23 protein-coding genes, 2 tRNA genes and 1 other RNA gene are annotated in these 21,326 nt (G+C 61.2%); 13 read left to right on the top strand and 13 right to left on the bottom strand.

The window, feature by feature from the left end; all coding sequences use genetic code 11:
- Positions 1–20: 20 nt before the first annotated feature.
- On the bottom strand, positions 21–956 hold the full coding sequence (cysK, locus tag HAV21_RS03765; protein ID WP_062069167.1) for a cysteine synthase A: 936 nt from the start codon (positions 954–956) through the stop codon (positions 21–23).
- A 66-nt stretch (positions 957–1,022) separates the two neighbouring features.
- On the bottom strand, positions 1,023–1,547 hold the full coding sequence (msrA, locus tag HAV21_RS03770) for a peptide-methionine (S)-S-oxide reductase MsrA (protein ID WP_166840480.1): 525 nt from the start codon (positions 1,545–1,547) through the stop codon (positions 1,023–1,025).
- A 145-nt stretch (positions 1,548–1,692) separates the two neighbouring features.
- Between msrA and HAV21_RS03775 the strand changes: the two genes are divergently transcribed.
- Both HAV21_RS03775 and HAV21_RS03780 read left to right on the top strand, forming a co-directional pair.
- Positions 1,693–2,604 carry a Nif3-like dinuclear metal center hexameric protein gene (locus HAV21_RS03775; RefSeq protein ID WP_166840482.1) on the top strand — a complete coding sequence of 304 codons (912 nt, stop codon included), beginning with the start codon at positions 1,693–1,695 and terminating at the stop codon, positions 2,602–2,604.
- A gap of 88 nt (positions 2,605–2,692) precedes the next feature.
- Positions 2,693–3,430 (top strand): C4-type zinc ribbon domain-containing protein, encoded by a 738-nt coding sequence (locus HAV21_RS03780; RefSeq protein ID WP_166840484.1) that lies wholly within the window; start codon positions 2,693–2,695, stop codon positions 3,428–3,430.
- Positions 3,431–3,454: 24 nt separating this feature from the next.
- Here the strand turns inward: HAV21_RS03780 and HAV21_RS03785 are convergent, their stop codons facing one another.
- A complete protein-coding gene (locus HAV21_RS03785; RefSeq protein ID WP_166840486.1) occupies positions 3,455–4,219 on the bottom strand; it encodes a peroxide stress protein YaaA in 765 nt (254 codons plus the stop codon).
- A 57-nt stretch (positions 4,220–4,276) separates the two neighbouring features.
- On the opposite strand from HAV21_RS03785, the gene rnpB reads away from it, so the two are divergent.
- The 4 genes from rnpB to HAV21_RS03805 all read left to right on the top strand — a co-directional run bounded on the left by rnpB (position 4,277) and on the right by HAV21_RS03805 (position 7,625).
- Positions 4,277–4,669, top strand: an RNA gene (gene rnpB, locus HAV21_RS03790) — RNase P RNA component class A.
- 263 nt (positions 4,670–4,932) lie between these two features.
- Complete coding sequence (locus HAV21_RS03795) at positions 4,933–6,420, top strand: glyceraldehyde-3-phosphate dehydrogenase (protein ID WP_142938975.1); 1,488 nt, start codon at positions 4,933–4,935, stop codon at positions 6,418–6,420.
- Between the two features lie 73 nt (positions 6,421–6,493).
- On the top strand, positions 6,494–6,703 hold the full coding sequence (locus HAV21_RS03800; RefSeq protein WP_166840488.1) for a hypothetical protein: 210 nt from the start codon (positions 6,494–6,496) through the stop codon (positions 6,701–6,703).
- A gap of 121 nt (positions 6,704–6,824) precedes the next feature.
- On the top strand, positions 6,825–7,625 hold the full coding sequence (locus tag HAV21_RS03805; RefSeq protein WP_142938977.1) for an HNH endonuclease family protein: 801 nt from the start codon (positions 6,825–6,827) through the stop codon (positions 7,623–7,625).
- Here HAV21_RS03805 and HAV21_RS22545 read toward each other — a convergent pair.
- The 4 genes from HAV21_RS22545 to orn form a co-directional block, all read right to left on the bottom strand.
- Positions 7,610–8,422, bottom strand: coding sequence for an acyltransferase domain-containing protein (locus tag HAV21_RS22545; protein WP_166840490.1), 813 nt, complete (start codon positions 8,420–8,422; stop codon positions 7,610–7,612). The genes HAV21_RS03805 and HAV21_RS22545 overlap by 16 nt on opposite strands.
- 3 nt (positions 8,423–8,425) lie before the next feature.
- Positions 8,426–8,998, bottom strand: coding sequence for a peptide deformylase (gene def, locus HAV21_RS03815; protein WP_166840492.1), 573 nt, complete (start codon positions 8,996–8,998; stop codon positions 8,426–8,428).
- Between the two features lie 151 nt (positions 8,999–9,149).
- A tRNA-His gene (locus tag HAV21_RS03820) sits at positions 9,150–9,225 on the bottom strand.
- A 133-nt stretch (positions 9,226–9,358) separates the two neighbouring features.
- On the bottom strand, positions 9,359–9,994 hold the full coding sequence (gene orn / locus HAV21_RS03825; RefSeq protein WP_142938980.1) for an oligoribonuclease: 636 nt from the start codon (positions 9,992–9,994) through the stop codon (positions 9,359–9,361).
- Positions 9,995–10,087: 93 nt separating this feature from the next.
- On the opposite strand from orn, the gene mptB reads away from it, so the two are divergent.
- A complete protein-coding gene (gene mptB, locus HAV21_RS03830; protein WP_238703409.1) occupies positions 10,088–11,698 on the top strand; it encodes a polyprenol phosphomannose-dependent alpha 1,6 mannosyltransferase MptB in 1,611 nt (536 codons plus the stop codon).
- A gap of 33 nt (positions 11,699–11,731) precedes the next feature.
- Here mptB and HAV21_RS03835 read toward each other — a convergent pair whose 3' ends face one another.
- The gene (locus HAV21_RS03835) at positions 11,732–12,418 is read right to left on the bottom strand and encodes a DNA alkylation repair protein (protein ID WP_166840494.1); all 687 of its coding nucleotides are present in this window, start codon (positions 12,416–12,418) and stop codon (positions 11,732–11,734) included.
- Between the two features lie 98 nt (positions 12,419–12,516).
- On the opposite strand from HAV21_RS03835, the gene map reads away from it, so the two are divergent.
- Positions 12,517–13,284 carry a type I methionyl aminopeptidase gene (gene map, locus HAV21_RS03840; RefSeq protein ID WP_166840495.1) on the top strand — a complete coding sequence of 256 codons (768 nt, stop codon included), beginning with the start codon at positions 12,517–12,519 and terminating at the stop codon, positions 13,282–13,284.
- Positions 13,285–13,552: 268 nt separating this feature from the next.
- Here map and HAV21_RS03845 read toward each other — a convergent pair whose 3' ends face one another.
- Positions 13,553–14,107: a single-stranded DNA-binding protein gene (locus HAV21_RS03845; RefSeq protein ID WP_166840496.1), complete on the bottom strand. Its 555-nt coding sequence runs from the start codon at positions 14,105–14,107 to the stop codon at positions 13,553–13,555.
- A 219-nt stretch (positions 14,108–14,326) separates the two neighbouring features.
- On the opposite strand from HAV21_RS03845, the gene HAV21_RS03850 reads away from it, so the two are divergent.
- From HAV21_RS03850 to ettA, 3 genes are all read left to right on the top strand, one after another.
- Positions 14,327–14,399 (top strand) — tRNA-Arg (locus HAV21_RS03850).
- Positions 14,400–14,535: 136 nt separating this feature from the next.
- Positions 14,536–15,051 carry a hypothetical protein gene (locus HAV21_RS22015; RefSeq protein ID WP_238703414.1) on the top strand — a complete coding sequence of 172 codons (516 nt, stop codon included), beginning with the start codon at positions 14,536–14,538 and terminating at the stop codon, positions 15,049–15,051.
- A 56-nt stretch (positions 15,052–15,107) separates the two neighbouring features.
- Positions 15,108–16,790, top strand: coding sequence for an energy-dependent translational throttle protein EttA (gene ettA / locus HAV21_RS03860; protein ID WP_142938984.1), 1,683 nt, complete (start codon positions 15,108–15,110; stop codon positions 16,788–16,790).
- A 96-nt stretch (positions 16,791–16,886) separates the two neighbouring features.
- On the opposite strand, the gene HAV21_RS03865 is transcribed toward ettA, so the two are convergent.
- Positions 16,887–17,792, bottom strand: a complete 906-nt coding sequence (locus HAV21_RS03865) for an acyl-CoA thioesterase II (RefSeq protein WP_166840498.1) — start codon at positions 17,790–17,792, stop codon at positions 16,887–16,889.
- A 63-nt stretch (positions 17,793–17,855) separates the two neighbouring features.
- On the opposite strand from HAV21_RS03865, the gene HAV21_RS03870 reads away from it, so the two are divergent.
- Positions 17,856–18,527, top strand: coding sequence for a hypothetical protein (locus HAV21_RS03870; protein WP_142938986.1), 672 nt, complete (start codon positions 17,856–17,858; stop codon positions 18,525–18,527).
- A gap of 3 nt (positions 18,528–18,530) precedes the next feature.
- Here the strand turns inward: HAV21_RS03870 and HAV21_RS03875 are convergent, their stop codons facing one another.
- Positions 18,531–19,007, bottom strand: a complete 477-nt coding sequence (locus HAV21_RS03875) for a globin (RefSeq protein WP_166840499.1) — start codon at positions 19,005–19,007, stop codon at positions 18,531–18,533.
- The gene (locus tag HAV21_RS03880) at positions 19,000–19,698 is read right to left on the bottom strand and encodes a mechanosensitive ion channel domain-containing protein (protein WP_142938988.1); all 699 of its coding nucleotides are present in this window, start codon (positions 19,696–19,698) and stop codon (positions 19,000–19,002) included. The genes HAV21_RS03875 and HAV21_RS03880 overlap by 8 nt, the downstream gene beginning before the upstream one ends.
- An 87-nt stretch (positions 19,699–19,785) precedes the next feature.
- Between HAV21_RS03880 and HAV21_RS03885 the strand changes: the two genes are divergently transcribed.
- A complete protein-coding gene (locus HAV21_RS03885; RefSeq protein WP_166840500.1) occupies positions 19,786–20,799 on the top strand; it encodes an NAD-dependent epimerase/dehydratase family protein in 1,014 nt (337 codons plus the stop codon).
- On the opposite strand, the gene HAV21_RS03890 is transcribed toward HAV21_RS03885, so the two are convergent.
- Positions 20,796–21,275, bottom strand: coding sequence for an OsmC family protein (locus HAV21_RS03890; RefSeq protein ID WP_142938990.1), 480 nt, complete (start codon positions 21,273–21,275; stop codon positions 20,796–20,798). The two genes, HAV21_RS03885 and HAV21_RS03890, sit on opposite strands and share 4 nt — an antisense overlap.
- Positions 21,276–21,326: the final 51 nt, after the last annotated feature.

The following is a 21,326-nucleotide window of genomic DNA, read 5'->3' on the forward strand; positions in this document are numbered from 1 at the left end:
GAAGGCGTGCCGGCGTGGTGTTAGCCGCGGATGTCGTCGAACAGCACCGTGGAGATGTAACGCTCCCCGAAGTCGCAGACCACGGCCACGATCAACTTGCCGGCATTCTCAGGGCGCTTGGCCAACTCGAGGGCACCCCACACAATGGCGCCGGAGGAAATGCCGCCGAGGATGCCTTCACGTGCGCCGAGGTCACGGGCTACGCGGACCGAGTCTTCCAGGGTGGCGTCAAGGACTTCGTCGTAGACGTTGGTGTCCAGGATTTCCGGAACAAAGTTGGCGCCGATGCCCTGGATCTTGTGCGGGCCAGGGGCTCCACCGTTGAGGATCGCCGAATCTTTGGGCTCGATCGCAACAATCTGCACACCGGGCTTGCGCTCCTTGAGGACCTGGCCAACACCGGTGATGGTGCCGCCGGTGCCTACGCCGGCCACAAAGATGTCTACTTCGCCGTCGGTGTCTTCCCAGACTTCCTCGGCAGTGGTGGCGCGGTGAATGGCTGGGTTGGCCTCGTTGGCAAACTGCTGGGCCCAGATGGAGTTCTCCGTGTTGGCAACGATTTCCTGTGCCTTCTCGACGGCACCTCGCATGCCTTCGGATCCGGGCGTCAGGACGATTTCGGCACCGTAGGCGCGCAACATGACGCGGCGCTCGGTGGACATGGTCTCAGGCATGGTCAGGATGACCTTGTATCCGCGTGCTGCGCCCACCAGCGCAAGTGCGATGCCGGTGTTCCCCGATGTACCTTCGACGATGGTTCCGCCCGGCTTCAGGGCGCCGGACTTCTCGGCAGCATCAATAATGGCCACGCCGATGCGGTCCTTGACGCTGTTGGCCGGGTTGTAGAACTCGAGCTTGACGGCAACCGTGGCGTCGAGGCCTTCGGTGAGCCGGTTCAAACGAACCAGCGGGGTGCGGCCGACCAGCTGCGTGACGTCGTCGTAGATCCTTGCCATGAAAATTACGCCTATCTCTGAAGAGGGATTGCTGAGGTCAGCCTAACCAGCGGGATCGAAACCTCGCTAAGCAGTAAGCCATGCAGAGTAATATTTCCGGGCCTTTGCCAACTTCGGGTTGATGATCACCTGGCAATAGCCCTGATAAGGGTACTTTGCATAGTAATTCTGGTGCACTTCCTCGGCCTCGTGAAACTCGGGAAGTCGGCTGACCTCGGTCACAATCGGATCAGACCACAGGGACTGGGCACGCTCGATGGCTTCTTCGAAGAGGACCTTTTCTTCCGTCGTTGTGTAGAACATTGATGAACGGTACTGGGTGCCGACGTCATACCCCTGGCGATTCAAGGTGGTGGGGTCGTGGAGGGCAAAGAACATGTCCAGGATGACTTCTTCGGGAACTACGGTTTCATCGAAGGTCACCGCAACGACTTCTGCGTGGCCGGTGGTCCCGGAGCATACCTCGTAGTAATCAGGATTGCGGACGTGGCCCCCGGTGTAGCCGGATACCACAGAGCTGACGCCGCGGGTCTTCTGGTAAACGGCATCAAGGCACCAGAAGCAGCCGCCGCCAAGTACGAAAGTTTTCATGTTCTCTTCAATGGATCGGAGGGCCTGATGATTCCCGCTTCACCTTACGGGAGAATTACGGCACCAGGGAGGTGCCACGGAGTGGCGGCTACCTGATGGGGGCTCAGTAGGGAAGAAATCTGGCTCAGTAGGGAAGAATAAGAGCATGGAAGCAGTAAACACCCACATTTCTGATGTGGATTCCGTCGAAGAGGACGAAACAGAGGACGGCAACGCTGATCCTACGCTCGGTCAGGTGTTGCTGGCTGTGGAGGAACTGTGGCCGGAGTCCCTGGCTGAAGACTGGGATGAGGTTGGCCTTGTTGTTGGCCGGCCCAATGTTCCCGTCACCAAAGTTCTCTTTGCCGTGGATCCCACGCTGGCCGTGATCGATGAGGCCGTGGAGTGGGGAGCGGACCTGCTGATCACCCATCACCCGCTTCTTCTCAAAGGCGTGAACTCTGTTGCGGCCACCTCAGCGAAGGGCCTAGCGGTGCACCGGCTGATAGAGGCAGGGGCAGGGCTGTTGACCGTGCACACCAATGGAGATTCAGCCGTGGGTGGAGTTTCAGATGTTCTGGCTGATGCCTTCGGCCTGGAAAACGTCACGCCCTTGACGCCGGCAAGCAACGGTTTGCCTGAGGAGGGTATTGGCAGGGTAGGAGACCTCCCTGAGCTTGAGACACTCGGTGACTTCGCTGCCCGCGTCTTTGAAATGTTGCCGGCCGTCGCAGGCGGTGTCCGGGTAGCTGGAGACAAAGACGGCCTGATCCGGCGCGTTGCGGTGTGCGGCGGAGCCGGTGATAGCTTGTTCGACGCAGTTCGAGCCGCCAACGCTGATGTGTACGTCACAGCAGACATGCGTCACCATCCAGCATCCGAAGCCCGTGAGGGCGCCACCAATGGCCGGCCCTATTTGATTGACGTTTCGCACTTCGCCAGTGAGTGGCTGTGGCTGCCTGCTGCCGCTGAAGCGTTGGGCAACGTGCTGGCGGACCAGGGCTACGACGTCGAGATCCGCGTCAGCGGCACCAACAGTGATCCCTGGGACTTCATACTCACTTCCGGCGGGGACTAGAGTCTAGAAAGATATGGACAGCCCTGACAGTCAGAGGCGGTCCGGCCGGACCTGATCCCCAGGCCGGCAGCTAATAGCGGAGGTAAGCGTGGCGAAAGCAGCACCGGCAGAACAATTGAAGTTGCTTGAACTGCAGGGACTGGATGCCAAGCTCAGGTCGCTTGCGGGCCGCCGGAAGGTTCTGGAAACGGATCCACGCATCACTGACCTCACGGATGCGCTGAGCGTGGCCAACGGCGAGCTCGGCTCGGCCAAGGTTGCCGTTCACGACGCCGAAGCCGAACTTCGCCGCGCGGAAGCCGATGTGGAACAGGTAGCCACCCGTATCCAACGCGACGAGACCCGGCTGAACAGCGGCACCGGGCTGTCCAAGGATCTTGTGGCGCTGCAGAGTGACATTGCCTCTCTCAACAAGCGTCGCTCGGACCTTGAGGACGTTGAACTCGAAATCCTGGAGCGCCTGGATACTTTGCGCGAGCGGCAGGCAGCCCAGCAGTCGATCGTTGACGACATTCAGGGTTCCTTTGGCAGCATCCGGGCTGAACTGGATGAAGCCATTGCCGAGATCGCCGCCGAGGAAACAGTGGTTCGGGGGCAGCGCGCCGCCTTCGCCGAATCCTTGGATGCGGGCATTCTCGCCATCTACGAGAAGACCATTGCCAAACGTGGAGTCGGGGCAGCACGGCTGTTCCACGGAAAGTCCGAAGGCTCCGGCATGATGCTCAGCCCTGGCGACCTCGCCGAAGTCAAAGCCGCCGCTGAGGACGATATCGTGTTTTGCCCGGATTCAGGTGTCATACTGGTCCGTTCGGCGGAGTGGAACTGACGCAGCCCAACATCAGTTGGACGCTCAGGTGGTGAGGATGATGTTGAGCGCGTGCGGCTTGCGGGCCGTGCCTTCAACGAGTTCAGCAGTCCAGATCTCCCGGGCAGCCTTCAAGAGCTGATCCGGGGTTGCCGGGGCCTTACCGCGCCGGGTCAGCAGGTGGCGGGCCAGTTCGCCCCGGGTGTGTTTGGCGAAGTGACTGACAACCGTGCGCTTGCCGTTCGCTTCGTTGAAAACGTTGATGTTGACTGTTTGCGTCGCCGGGGGAGCCCAGGCAGCAGCGTAGGTACTGGAGCGGCAGTCCACCAACAGTTCGCCGTCGGCGCGTGAGGCGAGGGCAGCGTTAAGCTGCGGCTTCCAGTACGTGGCGAGGCGGCCGACGTCGGGCAGTGCCGTTCCCATGGACAGGCGATAGGCAGGCACGTGGTCGCCGAAGCCTATGGCGCCCCACAGGGCGGAAACCACCAGGACGGATTCGTTCGCCTTGCGGCGCTGCGTTGGCGTCATGCTGTTGTAGCCCAAGGCGTCGTAGAGGACTCCGGAATAGACCTGATGTGCGGGAGCGGCTGGTTCGGCATGCAGCCGGGTATTGCGTTCGACGTCGTCCCGCAACGAGGCGCCGACCCCCAGCAGCGCCAGTGCATCCTCGTGCGCGCTCACCGTACCCAGAGCTTCGAGTACTTTTGCACGGTAGGGGTTCAGTTCGGGGAAGCTGAGCGATTCCCAGTTAATGGCGGGACCGTTGGCAGCGGGGGTCTTGCCTTCGGAAGGCGGCAGCAGAATCAGCACCAGTCGATATTACCGGGGACTTTGGTAGGCCCCAACGCCGGTAGACTGGACGGCGGATGGGTCGACCAGGCGGTCGCGCGTCACGGAAGTGGCTCGAGGAACGTCCGGGCTCCGAAGAGCAGGGTGGTGGGTAACGCCCACTCGGGGTAACCCGCAGGCCAGTGCCACAGAGAACAGACCGCCTGCGCGCTGTGATGTTTTGCATCGCGGGGCAGCAGGTAAGGGTGAAACGGTGGTGTAAGAGACCACCAGCTCCCTGGGTGACCGGGGAGGCTAGGTAAACCCCACCCGGAGCAAGGCCAGACAGGACACGCTTGAGGGCTGCTCGCCCGAGTGTCCGGGTAGGCTGCTGGAGGGCGTCGGCAACGGCGTTCGTAGATGGATGGCCGCCACTCCCTTGCCGGTAACGGCAGGGGATGACAGAACCCGGCGTATCGGTCGACCCATCCATTTATGACTCCCGGATTTGTGCCGTGTGAGTGATTTCACGCCCCGGGGCGGCCTGCAGCCCTTCCTTCCGCCCTAGAATGGTTACTGAACGTAGATGTTCTGCCGCCGGGACTGCGTTCGCAGCCGGCGGATTTTCTTTGCTCTCGTTCAAGGCGCTGTGGGTGGACCGAAGCCCGCTGGCGCATGTGCCGCAGGACTACTCCGGGCGGCCGCTGCCATCTACATACGAGGACGTATGTGGTTGACCCAAGGAAGGTAGTTCTGTGAGCCAGACGTCAGATTCTTGTCTTGATAAGTGGATGGGCCGGGAGGCTCTCGCCGAGGCCATGATTCCGGTAATCGGCCGGTTGTACCGGGAAAATAATGTGGTCACGAGCATCCACGGCCGGAGCCTGATCAACAAGTCCACCATGAACATCCTCAAGGCCCACCGTTTTGCGCGCCGGATGAGCAACCACGAGCTGCTGCTAGAAGAGACTGCGCCGCTGCTGAACGCGTTGTCTGAGTTGGAGCTCGGCGCAGCCGCCATTGACATTGCACGCTTGACTGAGAAGTTCCGGGCCGAAGGCAATGGTGCCTCCCTGGATGAATACCTGCGCTCCGAGCTCGCGGAGATCGTGGGAAAGCGTGGCGCTGACGACCGCACCAGCACCGACGTCGTTCTCTACGGCTTTGGCCGTATCGGCCGTCTCCTGGCCCGCATCCTCATTGAAAAGGCCGGTGGCGGACACGGCCTGCGGCTCCGCGCCATCGTTGTTCGCAAGGGCGCTGAGAACGATCTTGTGAAGCGTGCCAGCCTGCTGCGCCGCGACTCCGTTCACGGTTCCTTCGAGGGCACCATCCGCGTGGACGAGGAAGCCAACACCATCACCGCCAACGGTGTGCAGGTCCAGGTCATTTACTCGGACAACCCCGCCACTGTGGACTACACCGCATATGGCATCAAGGATGCCTTGGTGGTGGACAACACCGGCCGTTGGCGCGACGCCGATGGCCTCTCCCAGCACCTGCAGAGCAAGGGCGTTGCCCGCGTCCTGTTGACGGCACCAGGCAAGGGCGACCTCAAGAACATCGTCCACGGCATCAACCACAAGGACATCTCCGATGACGACAAGATCGTCACCGCGGCGTCCTGCACCACCAACGCCATTACGCCGGTGCTGAAGGCTATCAACGACAAGTTCGGCATCATTCACGGCCACGTGGAAACGGTTCACTCGTTCACCAACGACCAAAACCTGATCGACAACTTCCACAAGGGTGACCGCCGCGGCCGTTCGGCAGCACTGAACATGGTCATCACGGAGACCGGTGCCGCCAAGGCTGTAGCCAAGGCATTGCCCGAGTTGCAGGGCAAGCTCACGGGCAATGCCATCCGCGTGCCCACCCCGGACGTCTCCATGGCCATCCTGAACCTCAACCTTGAGAACGGCACCACGCGCGATGAAGTCAACGACTTCCTCCGCGAAATGTCCCTGCACTCGGATCTTCGCAAGCAGATCGACTACATTGACTCTCCCGATGTGGTGTCCACTGACTTCGTTGGCTCGCGTCGCGCCGGCATTGTTGATGGCCTCGCAACGATTTCCAACGACAAGAACCTGGTTCTTTACGTCTGGTACGACAACGAGTTCGGCTACTCCTGCCAGGTTGTGCGTGTCATGGAAGAAATGGCCGGTGTGAACCCGCCGTCGTTCCCCGCGCGTGACGTGATTGCTCCCATCGCAGTACTTGAAGGGGCAGGAGCCTAGGCGCTCCGAAGTATTCGCGGGTTTCCCGGCTGAGTCACTGGTATCAGCCGGGAAACCTGATCAAAATGGGTTCATGGAAAACGAATCAACGTTGGAACATGAGACCACGCTTGAACACGCCTTGGACGTAGCCAAGGCCAACCACAAACAAGCGCAGAAGCTTCTGGACCAGGCGGTGGCGGGAAACGCCGCAGGTGATGTGCCGGACGAACGTGTAGAACAACTACGAGGACTCCTCGCCCTGGCAACCGAGGACCTGCAACGCGTGGCACGGGAGCAATAGACCCGGTCACGCGACACCTCACTTCAGTGTGACTTCTCCTACACACTGTGGATATCGACTCTGATGTCGGGGCTTTGTCCTACGCTCGAAGGACGTCGCCAGTCCCACTGAACGGAGTCCCTTGAGTACCACTTGGTCTGCCTACAAACGCGCCCGGCGGAGGTCACGTCAAGCGTGGGCCATTCTTGGATTGGCAGCTGCAACCGTCGTTGCAGGGCTTTCCTGGTACTTCACCGCCGGCCAATTCAACGCCGCAGAACCGTGGGCGGCCGGCCCCAGCGAAGCACCCGTCTTCAATCCTGATTGGATGAAACCCCTTCGCGGGGCGGCACTTGTTCCCCCCGAGAAGGCAAGCGATGCTTTGGAACATCTCCCGGTCAAAGGACGTGCGCAGAAGTCGGACTACGACAGAGCCGCCTTCGGCCAAGCCTGGGCAGACGCTGACCGCAATGGATGCGATACCAGAAATGACATTCTGCGGAGGGACCTCTCCGCAGTCGAGTTCACGAAGGGTTCATCGTGCAAGGTCTCTGGAGGTAGCTTCCACGAACCTTACACAGGGGCGCAGGTAACATTCCAAAGAGGCCAGGACACCAGCGCCGCCGTTCAAATCGATCACGTAGTAGCCCTCGCCGACGCCTGGCAGAAGGGGGCCCAGCAGCTCACTGTCCAACAGCGGCAAATGTTTGCGAACGACCCCCTGAACCTGATCGCCGCGGACGGACCCGCCAACGTCAAGAAAGGTGCAGGAGATGCCGCCACGTGGCTGCCGGCCAACAAAAATTTCCGCTGCCATTACGTCGCGCGGCAAGTCTCGGTGAAGGCGGCGTATCAACTGTGGATTACGCAAGCCGAAAAAGACGCCATGAAGCGGGTCCTTTCCTCTTGCCCGGACCAGCAAACCATCTACAGTGCCAGGTGACCGTGCCCCAGCTGCCAGGTGCCGCCGTCGTCGATCCGCTCCAGGACCACGCGCTGAAGTGAGGTTTCCCGCGGAAGCCTATCCAGGTTGTCCAGTCCCCGCTGCCTGAAGGTGAAGTAGATGGCATCCGTAGGAGCATCAGTGCAGCGATCCAAGGTGAAGCGACGAGCAAAGGACGCGATGTTGCTCTTAGGCAGGCGCTCCACGAGGTACGGGTCCAGCATCCAGGAATCGCATATGGCTTTGTGGGCAGGCTTGTCCGGAAAATACCGGGTGAAGAAAGCCCGAGCCAGCGAGAAGCTGGCATCCACTAATTCGGGGGAGAGCGACCCATCCTCGGGAATGTGGACCCCCAGAACCCACTCTGAGCTTGGATCTGCGGCGGGCACCAAATGGAACTGTAGCCGTCCCAGCCGGAATAGATTTCCTGCCATGTGCAATGTCAGCCAGGCCCAGGTATCCAGTCCAAACCGTCCATGGACCCGTCGGTTGATGCGGAGCTGTAGACCCAGGTCTGCCAAGGAAGCAGCCGAAACCGCCGGACTGATTCCGAGACCCACATGATAAGCGTGAACTGACGGGGCAAAACGGAGCAGGGCTTCGATCCAGACCGCCTCCACGGCGCCTTCTGCCCGGATGCTGTCTACCGGAAAGGCACCAAGCCTCTCCTGCATCGCCTCCATAGCCTGAAGAACGGGCTCATCCGCAGGCGTGTCCAGAAGGTGCGCGCATTCAGCGGCGTCGTCTCCGGTGATATCCAAGAGCTCGAAAAGCTCCGTGTACGGGCTGGCGGCCACGGCTCAGTGCCCGAACGGATCTGGATCGACGCCAGGCATCCAAGTCAGTCCAGGAACACCCCAGCCGTTCTTCTTGGCCTGCTTCAACGCCTTCTTGGAGTACCGGTCCACAAGGCGGTTGACATACAGTTTGCCGTCCAAGTGGTCGAACTCGTGTTGCAGGATTCTGGCGAACCACCCTGTCGCTTCGAAATCCAAGGGGTTGCCGTTGCCGTCAAAACCCTGAACCCGTGCCCATTCTGCGCGTTGCAACGGGTAGTACTCGCCCGGGAAGGACAAGCATCCTTCAACATGTTCGTCGGGATCCGGAAGTGCCCCCGAGACCTTGGAAAGTGTCAGCACCGGGTTGACCACCACGCCCTGCTCCGGCACGTCGTCATCGTTGGCGTACTTGTAGACAAAGAGTCGCTTACCCACGCCGATCTGAGGAGCGGCGAGTCCAACCCCGTTGGCGGCATCATTGGTTTCGAACATGTCCGCGATCAAGCGGCGGAGTTCATCATCGAAAACCTCCACCTCGCTTGCCCGGCGGTGCAACACAGGTTCGCCCCAGATAGTGACTGGCAGGACGGTCATCTCAGCATTTCCTTCGTTTAGCGCGGTAGTCCGGTGGCGGTCCGGCCGCGGCCTCGGACGTGGCCGCGTGACCCGCTCCGGGTTAAAAGCAAAGGCCGCACCGGATAACCGGTGCGGCCTTTGTGGAAACCGGCTCTGGAGCCAATCTCGGTGGGGTGAGCTACGGGGGTTGAACCCGCGACCTCCTGGACCACAACCAGGCGCTCTGCCAACTGAGCTAAGCCCACCATGCGCCTTATCGGGACTGAACCGTTTGACCGGCTTTCCTCCAAGGCAACGACAAATAGCTTACCTGCTGTTTTGGGGTGCAAAGTCCACTTTTGCCGTTTTTGGCGAAAAAACCTTGAAAAATGGTGCAGATCACACCCGTTCGCTGGATCCCAAGGTCTCAGCGGTGGCCATGATCTCCTTGGAAATGCGCTGTGCTGTGGCGGTGTCCGGTCCCGGCGTAGGAACGAAAACAGCCTGGCGGTAGTAACGCAGCTCGTCGATCGAGTCCTTGATGTCGCCCAATGCGCGGTGGCCGCCATGCTTGGCGGGGGACTGGAAGTACGCGCGGGGGAACCAGCGGCGTGAGAGCTCCTTGATGGTGCTGACATCGATCACGCGGTAGTGAAGATGTTCCACGATGTTGGGCATATCCCGGGCCAGGAACATCCGGTCAGTTCCCACGGAGTTGCCGCCCAAGGGTGCCTTGCGGGGATCCGGGACCCACTTTTCGATGTATTCGAGGACCTGCGCCTCGGCCTCGGCCATGGTCTTTCCCCGGGGAAGCTCATCCAGGAGCTTGGAGCGGGTGTGCATGTCCCGCACGAAGTCGTTCATTTGCTCGAGCGCGGCATCATCGGGCTTGATAACCACATCCACGCCTTCGCCCAGGATATTGAGTTCGGAATCTGTCACCAGCGCAGCGACCTCAATCAAGGCGTCGTTTATGAGGTCCAAGCCGGTCATTTCGCAGTCGATCCAGACGATGCGTTCATTAGTAATAGGCACTCGCCCAGCCTATCGCTCAGTGGCTTCCAAGTGCTCCGATGGTACGATTTTTGAGCGCGGCAGCGTCGTTTCGTCCTGTTGCCGAACGCCCCCATGACGCAGAACTTTGACCCGACCGCAGCGGGTGAACGATTGGATGACGACCACATGACGGTGCCAATACCCGCCGCCCAGTTGGCAGGGGCAGCAACGCCGTCAGCCGACGCTGTAGGCGGCGAGGTAGATAACGCACGTTCGCCTTTGATCGCCGGCTTCATTGGTTCCATGTTCATGGTGTTCGGCTCCTTGGGCGTTGGCTGGCTTGCCCCCGTTTCGGAACTGCGTAGGTTGCCGCTCTTTATCTGGATGCGCACCGAAGGTGTTGGCGTTGGTCTGTCGATTGTGCTGTTGGCCATCGGTGGCATGCTGCTTGTCCGCGCCTGGCTGCGATTGGGCCAGCGCGTCCGGGTGTGGGGATTGGAAGCCCGAAAGGCGACGCTGCAGGCCGTGGCGGCCTGGGGGCTGCCCATGATGTTCACTGTTCCGCTCTTCAGCAGGGACGTCTACGCCTACATCGGTCAAGGCCGGTTGATGGTGGAAGGCATAAACCCTTATGAGAACGGGATTTCAGCCCTGCCCAACTACTTCCAGCTTGGCGCCGACAAGATGTGGACCGAGGCGCCTGTTCCCTACGGCCAGTTGTTCCTGTGGATAGAGCAGTTCGTGGTGTGGGTGACCAACGTACAGCCCGAAGCAAGCATTATGCTTTTCCGCCTTGTTGCTGCGGCGGGCGTGGTCCTCTGCATCATCTACGTGCCCAAGCTTGCGGAGCTTCACGGAGTGAATCCGCACAGGGCACTGTGGCTGACAGCGGCCAACCCGCTCTTCCTCACCAACTTTATTGCCAGTGTTCACAACGATGCTTTGATGATCGGGCTGGCACTGGCTGGCCTGTACTACTGTGCTACCCGTCGCGTCATTCGAGGGCTGGTGCTTGTCACGCTCTCCATCTCCATCAAGCCGATCACCGTGGTGTTCCTGCCCTTTATCGGACTCCTGTGGGCGGGCAAGCATGCCTCGTGGCGGCGCAAATTCCTTTATTGGTTCCTCACGGCCGCGCTGAGCTTCGGTCTCCTCTACGCCTTGAGTCTGGTCAACGGTTTCGGATTCGGCTGGATCAACGGTCTGTCGGCTCCTGGCAGCGTGTGGATTTGGTACGCGCCTGTCGGTCTCATCGGTATGGTTGTTGCCCTGATCTTCAATGCCTTTGGCTTGGACGGCTGGGCTTTGGCGAAGTGGGTTTACGACGCCGGCAAGGTGCTGATGGTTGCGGCCGTGGCATGGCTGATTTTCCGAGGCGAGTACGATCGCCTGATGCGACGGCTTACCTTGGCTTTTGCTGTTATTGTCATGCTCGCCCCCATGATCCAGTCGTGGTACGTAGTTTGGCTGATACCGCTGTTTGCCGTGACGGGTATCCGCAACGACTGGCAGGTCAAAGCGCTCTATTTCATCGTGTCGTTCTTTATGGTTTACGCGATCTCGGACCAGTTGGACGTGTTCCCTTACCTTCAAAGCGAAGACCTGGGACTGGCCCTCATTCTGGCCCGTTACGGTGCGGCCCTCATTGCGCTCTTGTTCGCGGTCTATCTGATCTTCGTGGATCCGAAGACAAAGGGCTTGTTCCGGGTGAGGGATGAAGCCGGTCTGCGTCCCATCATCTGAGCAGTTCGTGGGTCGAGCCCTGCCGCTACCGGCTTAGCCGTCCGGCAACAGCCGCAGTGCTTCGCGGGTGGAGAGTGGACTCAGAGCACCCGCGTTATTGGAAACGAAAGCCCTGACCCAGGCGGGGTCGGTTTTGCTGTACTCCCGTAGCGCCCATCCGATGGCCTTGCGAATGAAGAACTCGTTGTCGGAGAAGTTCGAGGAGATGACGGCTGCCAGGAGGTCGGTGTCAGTTTTCGCTTTGGCTCCAAGTTGGGCAGTGATAGCGGCCCGCCGGACCCACATGTCGCCGTCCGTGGACCACTGACGAAGGACCGGAGTCAAGGTGGCTGGATGGGCGAGCAGGAGTCCGCCGATCCGATGCGCGACTCCATCGACGAGATCCCACCAAGCGCCGGTACGAATGATCTCTTCGTAGATGGGCAACATCTGCGGGTCGTCCTTGACCATTCGCAGGCCCGTCAGATCGATGGCGGCGTACCGCTCTTCCCGGACCCCAGCTTCGCGCCAGAGCTCAAGAACGGCTTTTCGCAGATCATCCGGAGACGCCACAGGGTACTGCTTCGCCGCTTCTTTCACGATCTTGCGTACCTCGGGGACCCGGACACCCAAAGAAGGCATCTCCGATTTCATATACGCCTGGGCACCAATTCCCCGCTCGGAGTCGGCCGAAGATCGGAGGGTAGACCGGATTGCGTGCACCAGGACATTGTTGGTCATGCCACAACTCTAGAGCGGGTATTGCCGCCCGCAGTGTCCAAGGGTAGCCAGGGACTGTGGGCCTCGCTCCCGCTGTGGGGCCGCCGTAGAGTGGGGAGATGTCAATGCTGAAATCACCGGACCAAATCTCGATGATGCGCGAGGCCGGTCGCGTGGTGGCCAACGCCCTGTCCGCGGTGCGGGAGCGAGCTGATGTGGGCGTTTCACTGAAGGAGCTCGACGACGTCGCGGCATCCGTGATTTACGACGCCGGCGCAAAACCTGCGTTCCTCGACTACCACCCACGCTGGGCGGCCGTGCCGTTCCCCGGGGTGATCTGTACCAGCGTCAACGACGCCGTGGTCCACGGGATCCCGAATGGATACGTACTTGAGGACGGCGATCTGCTCAGCGTTGACTGTGGCGCCTTCCTGGAAGGTTGGTGCGGTGATTCGGCCGTCAGCTTCGTCGTCGGGACCGGCGACCCGGTGGATCAGGAGCTGGTGGCAGCTACAGAGGCAGCACTGACGCGCGGCATCGAGGCAGCGCGGGTAGGCAGCAAGATGGGCGACCTTGCCTATGCAATCGGCGGTGAGGCGAAACGTGCGGGCTTTGGGTTGTTGGCTGATCACGGTGGGCATGGCATCGGCCGGACAATGCATGCCGAACCTCCCGTTCCCAACCTGGGCCGGCCTGGCCGGGGCATGAAGCTCGAAGAGGGCCTGGTCATTGCCATTGAACCCATGTTGATATTGGGCGGCAAGGACGACTACTACCACGACGAGGACGAATGGACTCTTCGTTCGGCAAACGGCCGACGCGCCGCCCATAGCGAACACACTGTGGCCATCACGGCTGAAGGGCCGGTCATCCTGACGCTGCCTTGATGACGGTTCCGGTTACTGAACCGCATTATTGTTTGCGGAGCCGCACAACTGGCCGGCCTGGAGCAGATTCGGGCACTTTTCCGGCAAGGGCGAACCACCGGCACCAGCACCGGGACGGTTCGCCCTTTGTTCCGAACAATTCCTCAACGGCCGCCCAGGTAGCAGGAGCCGTTTCGATCCTCGAAGGAGCATGGTCGTGTGGCATGGGCCCAGAAGAGGCCCGGCATGCAGGGCTGGTCCCGCTGGCCTCCGGGTCTTGGCGCGCCGATCAAACGCCGGCACCCACCAGTTCCCCCGTTGTGGTGTTGACCAGTAGGGGGCCGGTGCCGTCAGGGTTCTCTACGGTGCTTGAGATGGACTCGTCTTCGGGAGGATCTATCTCCTGGCCTTCGGAGTCCCACTCATTGTTGCGGTCAGGGGTCCCAGGCGCTTCCACGGCAGGAACGGAGTCAGCAGGGGCTGAGGTGCCATTCATTCGGGTGAAGTTGGCGGAGCCCCACATGAGGTCATGCCCTACTGATTCGGCGTCGATTTCGGCCACATGGTAGACGCGGCCCTCATGTTCCCATTGCCGCAGCCGTAGCCTCCCAATGACGAGCACCCGTTGTCCCTTTTTGATGCTGCATCCAACGTGCCCGGCGAGGAAGCGGAATGACTGAACGGTGTACCAGTTGGTGTTTCCGTCCACCCAGGTGCTGGTAGCGCGATCGTAGCGGCGCTCCGTGGTTCCAAGGCGGAATGATGCGGTGGCAGTGCCCCGCGTAGTAGTGGAACTCTTGACCTCCGAGGCCACGAAGCCCCGGACGCTGATCATGTCATTCATTGGTGGTCCTTCTCGGTGTAGGGAGTGCCTGTCCGGCGCTTTCAGCTTCATCCAGGAAAGACCGGGAGGGGAGGTCTGTAATGGCCTATGTGAATAACCTTGGCTGTACAGCCGTTGTGGAGGAGTAGAAGCTGTAGCGTGGTGGTGGCAAGCTGTGAGGCGATCGCACTGTAAACTCTTTGTGGCGCCAGCGGCCCACGGTGGTCAGGGCGCCAGTGCGCCCCAGTAGCTCAGGGGATAGAGCAGCGGCCTTCTAATCCGCCGGTCGGGGGTTCGATTCCCTCCTGGGGCACATATAAGGGGTCTTGGCCTGCATAAACGCAGGTCAGGACCTCTTCTCCGTTAAGTCTGCCGCGAATTGCCACGGGCCTTGCAGGCTGCACTCTGTGTGAAATGCACTGCTGCGTGGATGGCACAATGGCTACGTGATGAGCAGGCAAACGGCACAGACAAAAAGCAGGGCAGCAGACGCATGGAAAGTCCGCGTCGCAGGACTGACGCTGATAATCGCTGCCGCGTTGACGATGACGGCCTGCACGCCACCGGCCACGTCATCCGCCGATCAGCCCGTGCAGCCTTCCACCCGCCCTGAAGCCTCCACCAACCCGGAAAACTCCGCCAGCCCACAGGCCACAGCCACGGTTGATCCCGCTGTTGCGGCAACCACCTCCGCCGTGGAGTCCACCCTGAAAACCCTGGTGGCCGGCAATCCCAAGCCGGACCGGGAGGCGCTAAGGACTGCCTTGGTTTCAGCGGGCATCCCTGCAGACAATGTGGAGGTGTCTGTGAGCCGCACGCCCACCGGATTGGACGTTGACGCCATGGAGGCCGCAGCCCGGACGGGCGATAGTTGCATCATGGGGCAAATCCGCGATGGTGGGGTAGTGGTCACCGTGCTGCCCGTGTTGGCCACGGGAAAATGCTTCGTGGGAGACGCCCGCTAGTTCCACCGCAGCGCTCGAATGTGAGTTAAGTACGCCTACCCATTAGATTTAAGGGCATGGCGGAATTCATTTACACGATGACCAAGGCTCGCAAGGCCGTTGGCGACAAACTTATTCTGGACGATGTCAGCATGTCGTTCTACCCTGGCGCGAAGATCGGCGTTGTGGGCCCGAACGGTGCTGGTAAGTCCACCATCCTGAAGATCATGGCCGGACTGGACACCCCGTCAAACGGCGAGGCCCGCCTGAGCCCCGGCTACACCGTGGGCATCCTCCTGCAGGAACCGCCGCTGAACGAGGAAAAGACCGTCTTGGGCAACGTTCAGGAAGGCGTTGGCGAGATCTATGGAAAGATCCAGCGCTTCAATGAGATCTCCGAAGAAATGGCCAACCCGGATGCTGACTACGACACACTCCTGGATGAGATGGGCAAGCTTCAGGAAGCCATTGACGCTGCGGATGCATGGGATATTGATTCCCAGCTTGAGCAGGCCATGGACGCGCTGCGCTGCCCGCCTGCCGATTCCGATGTCACCGTCCTCTCCGGTGGTGAGCGCCGCCGCGTAGCGCTCTGCAAGCTTCTCTTGCAGAAGCCTGACCTTCTGCTCCTTGACGAGCCCACCAACCACTTGGATGCTGAGAGCGTTCTTTGGCTGGAGCAGCACCTCTCCCAGTACCCCGGCGCAGTCCTTGCCGTGACCCACGATCGCTACTTCCTGGATCACGTGGCCGAGTGGATTGCGGAAGTCGACCGCGGGCACCTGTACCCCTACGAGGGCAACTACTCCACCTACTTGGAGAAGAAGAAAGCCCGTCTGGAGGTCCAGGGCAAGAAGGACGCGAAGCTCTCCAAGCGCCTTACCGAAGAACTTGAGTGGGTGCGCTCCAACGCCAAGGGCCGCCAGACCAAGTCAAAGGCACGTCTGGCCCGCTATGAAGAGATGGCGGCAGAGGCTGATCGCACCCGCAAGCTGGACTTCGAAGAGATCCAGATTCCGCCGGGACCGCGCCTGGGCTCCTTGGTTATCGAGGCCAAGAACCTGAAGAAGGGCTTCGACGATCGCGTACTGATCGATGGACTCTCCTTCTCGCTTCCCCGTAACGGCATTGTGGGCGTCATCGGCCCCAACGGTGTGGGTAAGTCCACGCTGTTCAAGACGATCGTCGGCATGGAGCCTCTGGATGACGGTGAGCTCAAGATCGGCGAGTCCGTGAAGATCTCCTACGTGGACCAGTCCCGTGGCGGCATCGACCCCAACAAGTCCCTCTGGGAAGTTGTCTCCGAAGGCCATGACTTCCTTCAGGTCGGTCAGGTCGAAATGCCTTCGCGTGCCTACGTTTCGGCGTTCGGTTTCAAGGGCCCGGACCAGCAGAAGAAGGCTGGTGTTCTCTCCGGTGGTGAGCGCAACCGCCTTAACCTGGCACTGACGCTCAAGCAGGGTGGCAACCTTCTCCTCCTTGACGAACCTACCAACGACCTCGACGTCGAAACTCTGGGCAGCCTCGAGAACGCCCTTCTCGAATTCCCCGGCTGCGCTGTGGTGGTCTCGCACGACCGTTGGTTCCTGGACCGGGTAGCGACGCACATCCTCGCCTACGAAGGTGACGACGAGAACCCCTCCAAGTGGTACTGGTTCGAGGGCAACTTCGACTCCTATGAGGAGAACAAGGTGGAGCGCCTCGGCCCCGATGCTGCCAAGCCGCACCGCGTCACGCACCGCCGACTGACCCGCGACTAGAATCTCATCGCCTCAGGCACGAACGTAGAAAGGCCGGTCCCGTCAGGGACCGGCCTTTCTGTTCCAACGCGTCCCGGGCAGGAGGCTCTTCAGCGCCTACGGAACCCGGACCATTCCCTCTTGGGCAACGGTAGCCACATGCTGTCCGTCACGGTTGAAGATACGGCCTGTGGCGAGTCCCCGGGCACCTTGGGCGCTGGGGGATTCCTGGACGTAGAGCATCCACTCGTCAACGCGCACAGGGCGGTGCCACCACATGGCGTGATCAAGGCTGGCAACGCTCATGCCCGGCGTCATCCAGGCGAGGCCGTGCTTGCGGAGGATCGGCTCCAAAAGCGTGTAGTCGCTCGCGTAGGCCAGTGCTGCCCGGTGGAGGTTGGGGTCATCCGGGAGGGGCCCCATGGTCTTCATCCACACGGCGTTGGTCGCCACGTGATCGGCCGGCGGGGATACGTACAGTGCGGGGTCGATGTGCCGGACATCGAAGGGCCGCTCCGATGACATGTGGCGTGCCATGGGGTGATCGTAGTGGGATAAAAGTTCGGCGGTGCTGGGCAGGGAATCCGGATCCGGGATGCCTTCGGGCATCTCCGCCTGATGGTCCAAGCCGCTGTCTTCCACTTGGAAGGAAGCGATCATGGAGAGAATGGGCACACCGTCCTGGTAGGCATGGACGCGGCGGGCCGAGAAAGATCGGCCGTCGCGCAGTCTTTCCACCCCGAACGTGATCGGTTTGTTGGCGTCACCGGGACGCAGGAAGTAGCCATGCATGGAGTGCGCAGCCCTGTCAGGGTCCACGGTGCGCATGCCGGCCATCATGGATTGCGCCAACACTTGGCCCCCAAAAACACGGTGCCGTGGCTGCTTTTGGGACGGGCCCAGGAAGATGTCCTCATTGGTCCGGGCTCCATCAAAATCACCAAGGTCCAGCAGGCCGATCAGCACTTCCATGGGGTCTTCTACGGGTGCTTCCACCTCGAGGCCAGCATTCGTCTCAGTCATGGTTCGACTTTAGACGCCGCCCCGACCCCTCTCAACCGCGGACATGCCGGTAGAGTCGATGATGTGACAGACGTCTTGACCCAGTCCTTCCGCTTCGCCGATCCCCGTGACCTCGCAGACCTGCGAACGTTCGTCACCAGGGCAAAAAGCATCGACGACGGCGCCATCCGCCTCCAGGCCGCAGGCACCGTCCTGGCCGCATATGTGTGCGTGCTGAGGCCACGCATATTGGGTGAGTCCACCCCAACAATCCTTGGCTTGCGGACCATGGCCCTTGCTGAGCCGGCCCACGCAGACGTCACCGTGACGCTCGCCTCCGTTATGGACCGGTTGGCCAGGTCCGGTGCCGATGACGTGGAGCTGCCCATCCCGCCGTCGACCGTTTCCGAGTCCTGGGCGGGCGTTGGCGCGCCCCGAAGCGGCTGGGAGGCCCATGGCGCCATGCCCGACGCCGACCTCAAGGTGGCAGCCGAAGCCGGCATTGCGGAGGTGGCTGGCGTGATTCCCACAGCAGCGGGTGCCGCCGTGGTCAATAGCGCACGGGCAGCTGTTTGGGGCCGTGAACTTCCCGGCGCGGCCGGGCTGCCGGCAGGCGCCGCCTTCGCTGCCTTCGCGTTGGGTTTCCTGGGCGACGCTGAGCAAAAGGTCTTCCGCAATGGCCGCTGGTTCCGTCTGAGCGGACCCCGCGGCCATGTGCTGGTCAGGACCGGTGCAGGCCTGGGGCTCGGCTTCTAAGGACTAGGCGCCGGCTGAAGGACTGTTGATCATGGTCAGCGCAGCCCGCTCCATGTAGTCCCACAGGGTGCCCTCATGCAGCGGCGACAACTCCAAAGAGTCAACGGCCTTGCGCATGTGGAACAACCAACGGTCTTTGGCTTCGGGTGTCACCCGGAACGGCATGTGGCGCATGCGCAGCCGTGGGTGGCCGCGTTCTTCGCCGTAGGTTGTGGGGCCGCCCCAGTATTGCTCCAGGAACATCAGGAAACGGCGTTTGGCAGGTCCGAGGTCTTCCTCCGGGTACATGGGCCGGAGCAAAGGATCCGTGGCAACGCCGTCGTAGAAGACGTCGATGAGCTTGACGAACGTCTCGTGACCGCCAACTGCGGCGTAGAAGCTGTCCGTGTAAGCAGGTTGGCTGAACGGATCGTTCTGCATCAGCTGGCGTCGGGGGCCGGTCTGCGGAGTCGGTGGCTGCCCACTTGCAGTGTTACTCATTGGACTTCTCCTCGGCTTTGGTGACGCGCGGTGCGCCTGCTGTGACGGTGGCAGCTGCTGCGCCGGGTTGGTCGCCGGTGTCCGGTGTTTCCAATGGCACGTAGTCGCCCTGTGATCGGTTGCCCACGCGGAGGATTTCGCCGTTGCGCAGATACCAGATGGCTCCGTCCTCAGCACGGACCCGCGTAATGCGCAGTCCCACCGATTCAACGGTACCAATCACTTCACTGGTGACGATGACATCGCCGATCCCGTACTGATCCTCAATGGTGATGAAGATTCCGGCGAGGAAGTCGCGGATCAGCTGCTGGGCACCGAAACCAATGGCGACACCCAGGATTCCCACGCTGGTCAAGAGTGGTGCGACATCAACGTTCATGTACTTGAGGACGTAGATGATGACGATCACCACAACAACCACGCTCACCAAGCTGGTCAACAACGTGCCAATGGTTTCGGCGCGTTGCGATCGGCGTTCGTGGTCCAGTGCGCGGATGGCCGGTTGGACCCACTTGAAATGCGGTTTTTTGAAGAAGGAACTGCCGGCGGACACTCGTCGCGTGATGCGCAGGATGATGAACCGTGCCACGACCCACACAGCCAGGCCCACGCCCAAGGTGATGAGGATGGACATCAGATCGATTTTTTCAGGTTCCAAGGTGATGGTTTCTGCAAGGGGGATGGAGGTCAAGGTGGAATAACTCCCTGTCGTCGGCCCGTGTTCGCCGGGCGCGGAACACTCTGTCCACCTACAACCCTAGCGCCGTAGCGTGACGGTATGCGCATCCTGGTCTTGGGCGGCACCGCCTTCCTGTCAGCAGAAATCGCCCGGCAGGCTGTTGCTGCCGGGCACGACGTCACCTGTTTGGCACGTGGTACTTCGGCTGGACCGCCCGACGGCGTCACGTGGGTCAGGAGCGACCGCGCCTTGGGTGCCGCAGCCTTCGCCGACCTCGAGGGACACTGGGACTCGGTGGTAGAGGTGTCCCGCGATCCGGTCCAGGCCCGTGAGGCCCTCGAAGCGTTGAGTGCAGGAACAGGGCATTGGACGTTCGTCTCCAGCTGCTCGGTCTATGCAGACCATTCCATACCTGGTGCCGATGAGAGCGCTACACTGCTCGAACCCCTGCCGGCGGGTCAGGCAGGCACCCCGGAAACTTATGGGGAGTCCAAGTCGGCGATTGAGCAGATGACGATTGCTGCCGTGGGGGAGAAGGCGCACATCGTCCGTGCCGGACTCATTGGGGGACCAGGGGACGGGACTGACAGATACGGCTACTGGCCGGCTCGATTCGCTGCGAACACTGACCCTGTCCTGGTCCCGGATATCCCGGACGCCGCCACACAGATCATTGATGTCCGGGACCTCGCGGCGTGGGTTCTACAGTCCGCTGAACAAGGGCTGGCCGGTACCTACAACGCCCTGGGAGACGTGGTGCGGTTCGAGGACTACATCGACGAGTCGCGGCGGGCTGCTGAAACCGCAGTGGGTGATCGTGCCGCTGAGGAGGTCATCCGGGCTGATGAGGACTGGCTGGTGGGCCATGGCGTGGAGTACTGGGCAGGTCCGGATTCCATGCCCCTCTGGCTGCCGGAAGGCCATGATGGCTTTCAAGCTCGGACCAACCGCGCCGCACGGGAGCGTGGCATGGCCCTGCGCCCGTGGCAGGAGACCTTGGCAGCCACGCTTGATGATGAACGTCAGCGAGGCTTGGACAGGGATCGCAAAGCCGGGCTGCGCCGTGACTCTGAGCAGAGGCTCGTGGCACTGTGGCGCCGTGAACAGCGTTAGGCGGCGGCCGTCGTCGTGAGCGGTTCGTGGAGAACCGGGAAGTTGACGCTGCGGGCAATGAAGCAAACCTGGTTGGCTTCATGATGAAGCTGCGGGACCACGTCTGCGTGGGCGGGATCGGTAATGGTGACGTGCGGCCTCAACGTGACACTTTCGAACTGCCCGCTGCCGTCCCGGTTGAGCTTCATGAGGCCTTCGGCTTTGTCCTCGTAACCGGTCACCACCACACCGTGTTTGACGGCCACATGCAGGAAGGACAGCATGTGGCACTGGGAGAGTGCTGCGAGTAGCAACTGTTCCGGGTTGTAGCGGGTCCGGTCCCCATGGAAAGTGGGATCTGCTGAACCTTTTAGCGTCGGAAGGCCATTGATTTCAACGTCGTGATCCCGGGAATACGCCCGATACCCGGCAGTGCCTTCACCGAGGTTTCCGGTCCAGCGGACAGTCAGTGCGTAATGGTGTTCGTGGAGGCCCATGCGGACAGTTTAGCTTTGGGGCGCCCACTATCCGCACGGGCCTCACACGGG

This window comes from Paenarthrobacter sp. MSM-2-10-13 (genome assembly GCF_011605365.1).
In the GTDB taxonomy this organism is placed as follows: Bacteria; Actinomycetota; Actinomycetes; order Actinomycetales; family Micrococcaceae; genus Arthrobacter.

What these genes read in the sequence shown, in the direction of transcription:
- HAV21_RS03775 (WP_166840482.1), top strand. Translation starts at nt 1,693, where the DNA reads ATGGAAGCAGTAAACACCCACATTTCTGATGTGGATTCCGTCGAAGAG.
- def (WP_166840492.1), bottom strand. Translation starts at nt 8,998, where the DNA reads ATGACCGTCCTGCCAGTCACTATCTGGGGCGAACCTGTGTTGCACCGC.
- cysK (WP_062069167.1), bottom strand. Translation starts at nt 956, where the DNA reads ATGGCAAGGATCTACGACGACGTCACGCAGCTGGTCGGCCGCACCCCG.
- msrA (WP_166840480.1), bottom strand. Translation starts at nt 1,547, where the DNA reads ATGAAAACTTTCGTACTTGGCGGCGGCTGCTTCTGGTGCCTTGATGCC.
- HAV21_RS03800 (WP_166840488.1), top strand. Translation starts at nt 6,494, where the DNA reads ATGGAAAACGAATCAACGTTGGAACATGAGACCACGCTTGAACACGCC.
- HAV21_RS22015 (WP_238703414.1), top strand. Translation starts at nt 14,536, where the DNA reads ATGAGCAGGCAAACGGCACAGACAAAAAGCAGGGCAGCAGACGCATGG.
- HAV21_RS03885 (WP_166840500.1), top strand. Translation starts at nt 19,786, where the DNA reads ATGCGCATCCTGGTCTTGGGCGGCACCGCCTTCCTGTCAGCAGAAATC.
- HAV21_RS03835 (WP_166840494.1), bottom strand. Translation starts at nt 12,418, where the DNA reads ATGACCAACAATGTCCTGGTGCACGCAATCCGGTCTACCCTCCGATCT.
- HAV21_RS03875 (WP_166840499.1), bottom strand. Translation starts at nt 19,007, where the DNA reads ATGAGTAACACTGCAAGTGGGCAGCCACCGACTCCGCAGACCGGCCCC.
- ettA (WP_142938984.1), top strand. Translation starts at nt 15,108, where the DNA reads ATGGCGGAATTCATTTACACGATGACCAAGGCTCGCAAGGCCGTTGGC.
- map (WP_166840495.1), top strand. Translation starts at nt 12,517, where the DNA reads ATGTCAATGCTGAAATCACCGGACCAAATCTCGATGATGCGCGAGGCC.
- HAV21_RS03865 (WP_166840498.1), bottom strand. Translation starts at nt 17,792, where the DNA reads ATGACTGAGACGAATGCTGGCCTCGAGGTGGAAGCACCCGTAGAAGAC.
- HAV21_RS03845 (WP_166840496.1), bottom strand. Translation starts at nt 14,107, where the DNA reads ATGAATGACATGATCAGCGTCCGGGGCTTCGTGGCCTCGGAGGTCAAG.
- HAV21_RS03890 (WP_142938990.1), bottom strand. Translation starts at nt 21,275, where the DNA reads ATGGGCCTCCACGAACACCATTACGCACTGACTGTCCGCTGGACCGGA.
- mptB (WP_238703409.1), top strand. Translation starts at nt 10,088, where the DNA reads ATGACGCAGAACTTTGACCCGACCGCAGCGGGTGAACGATTGGATGAC.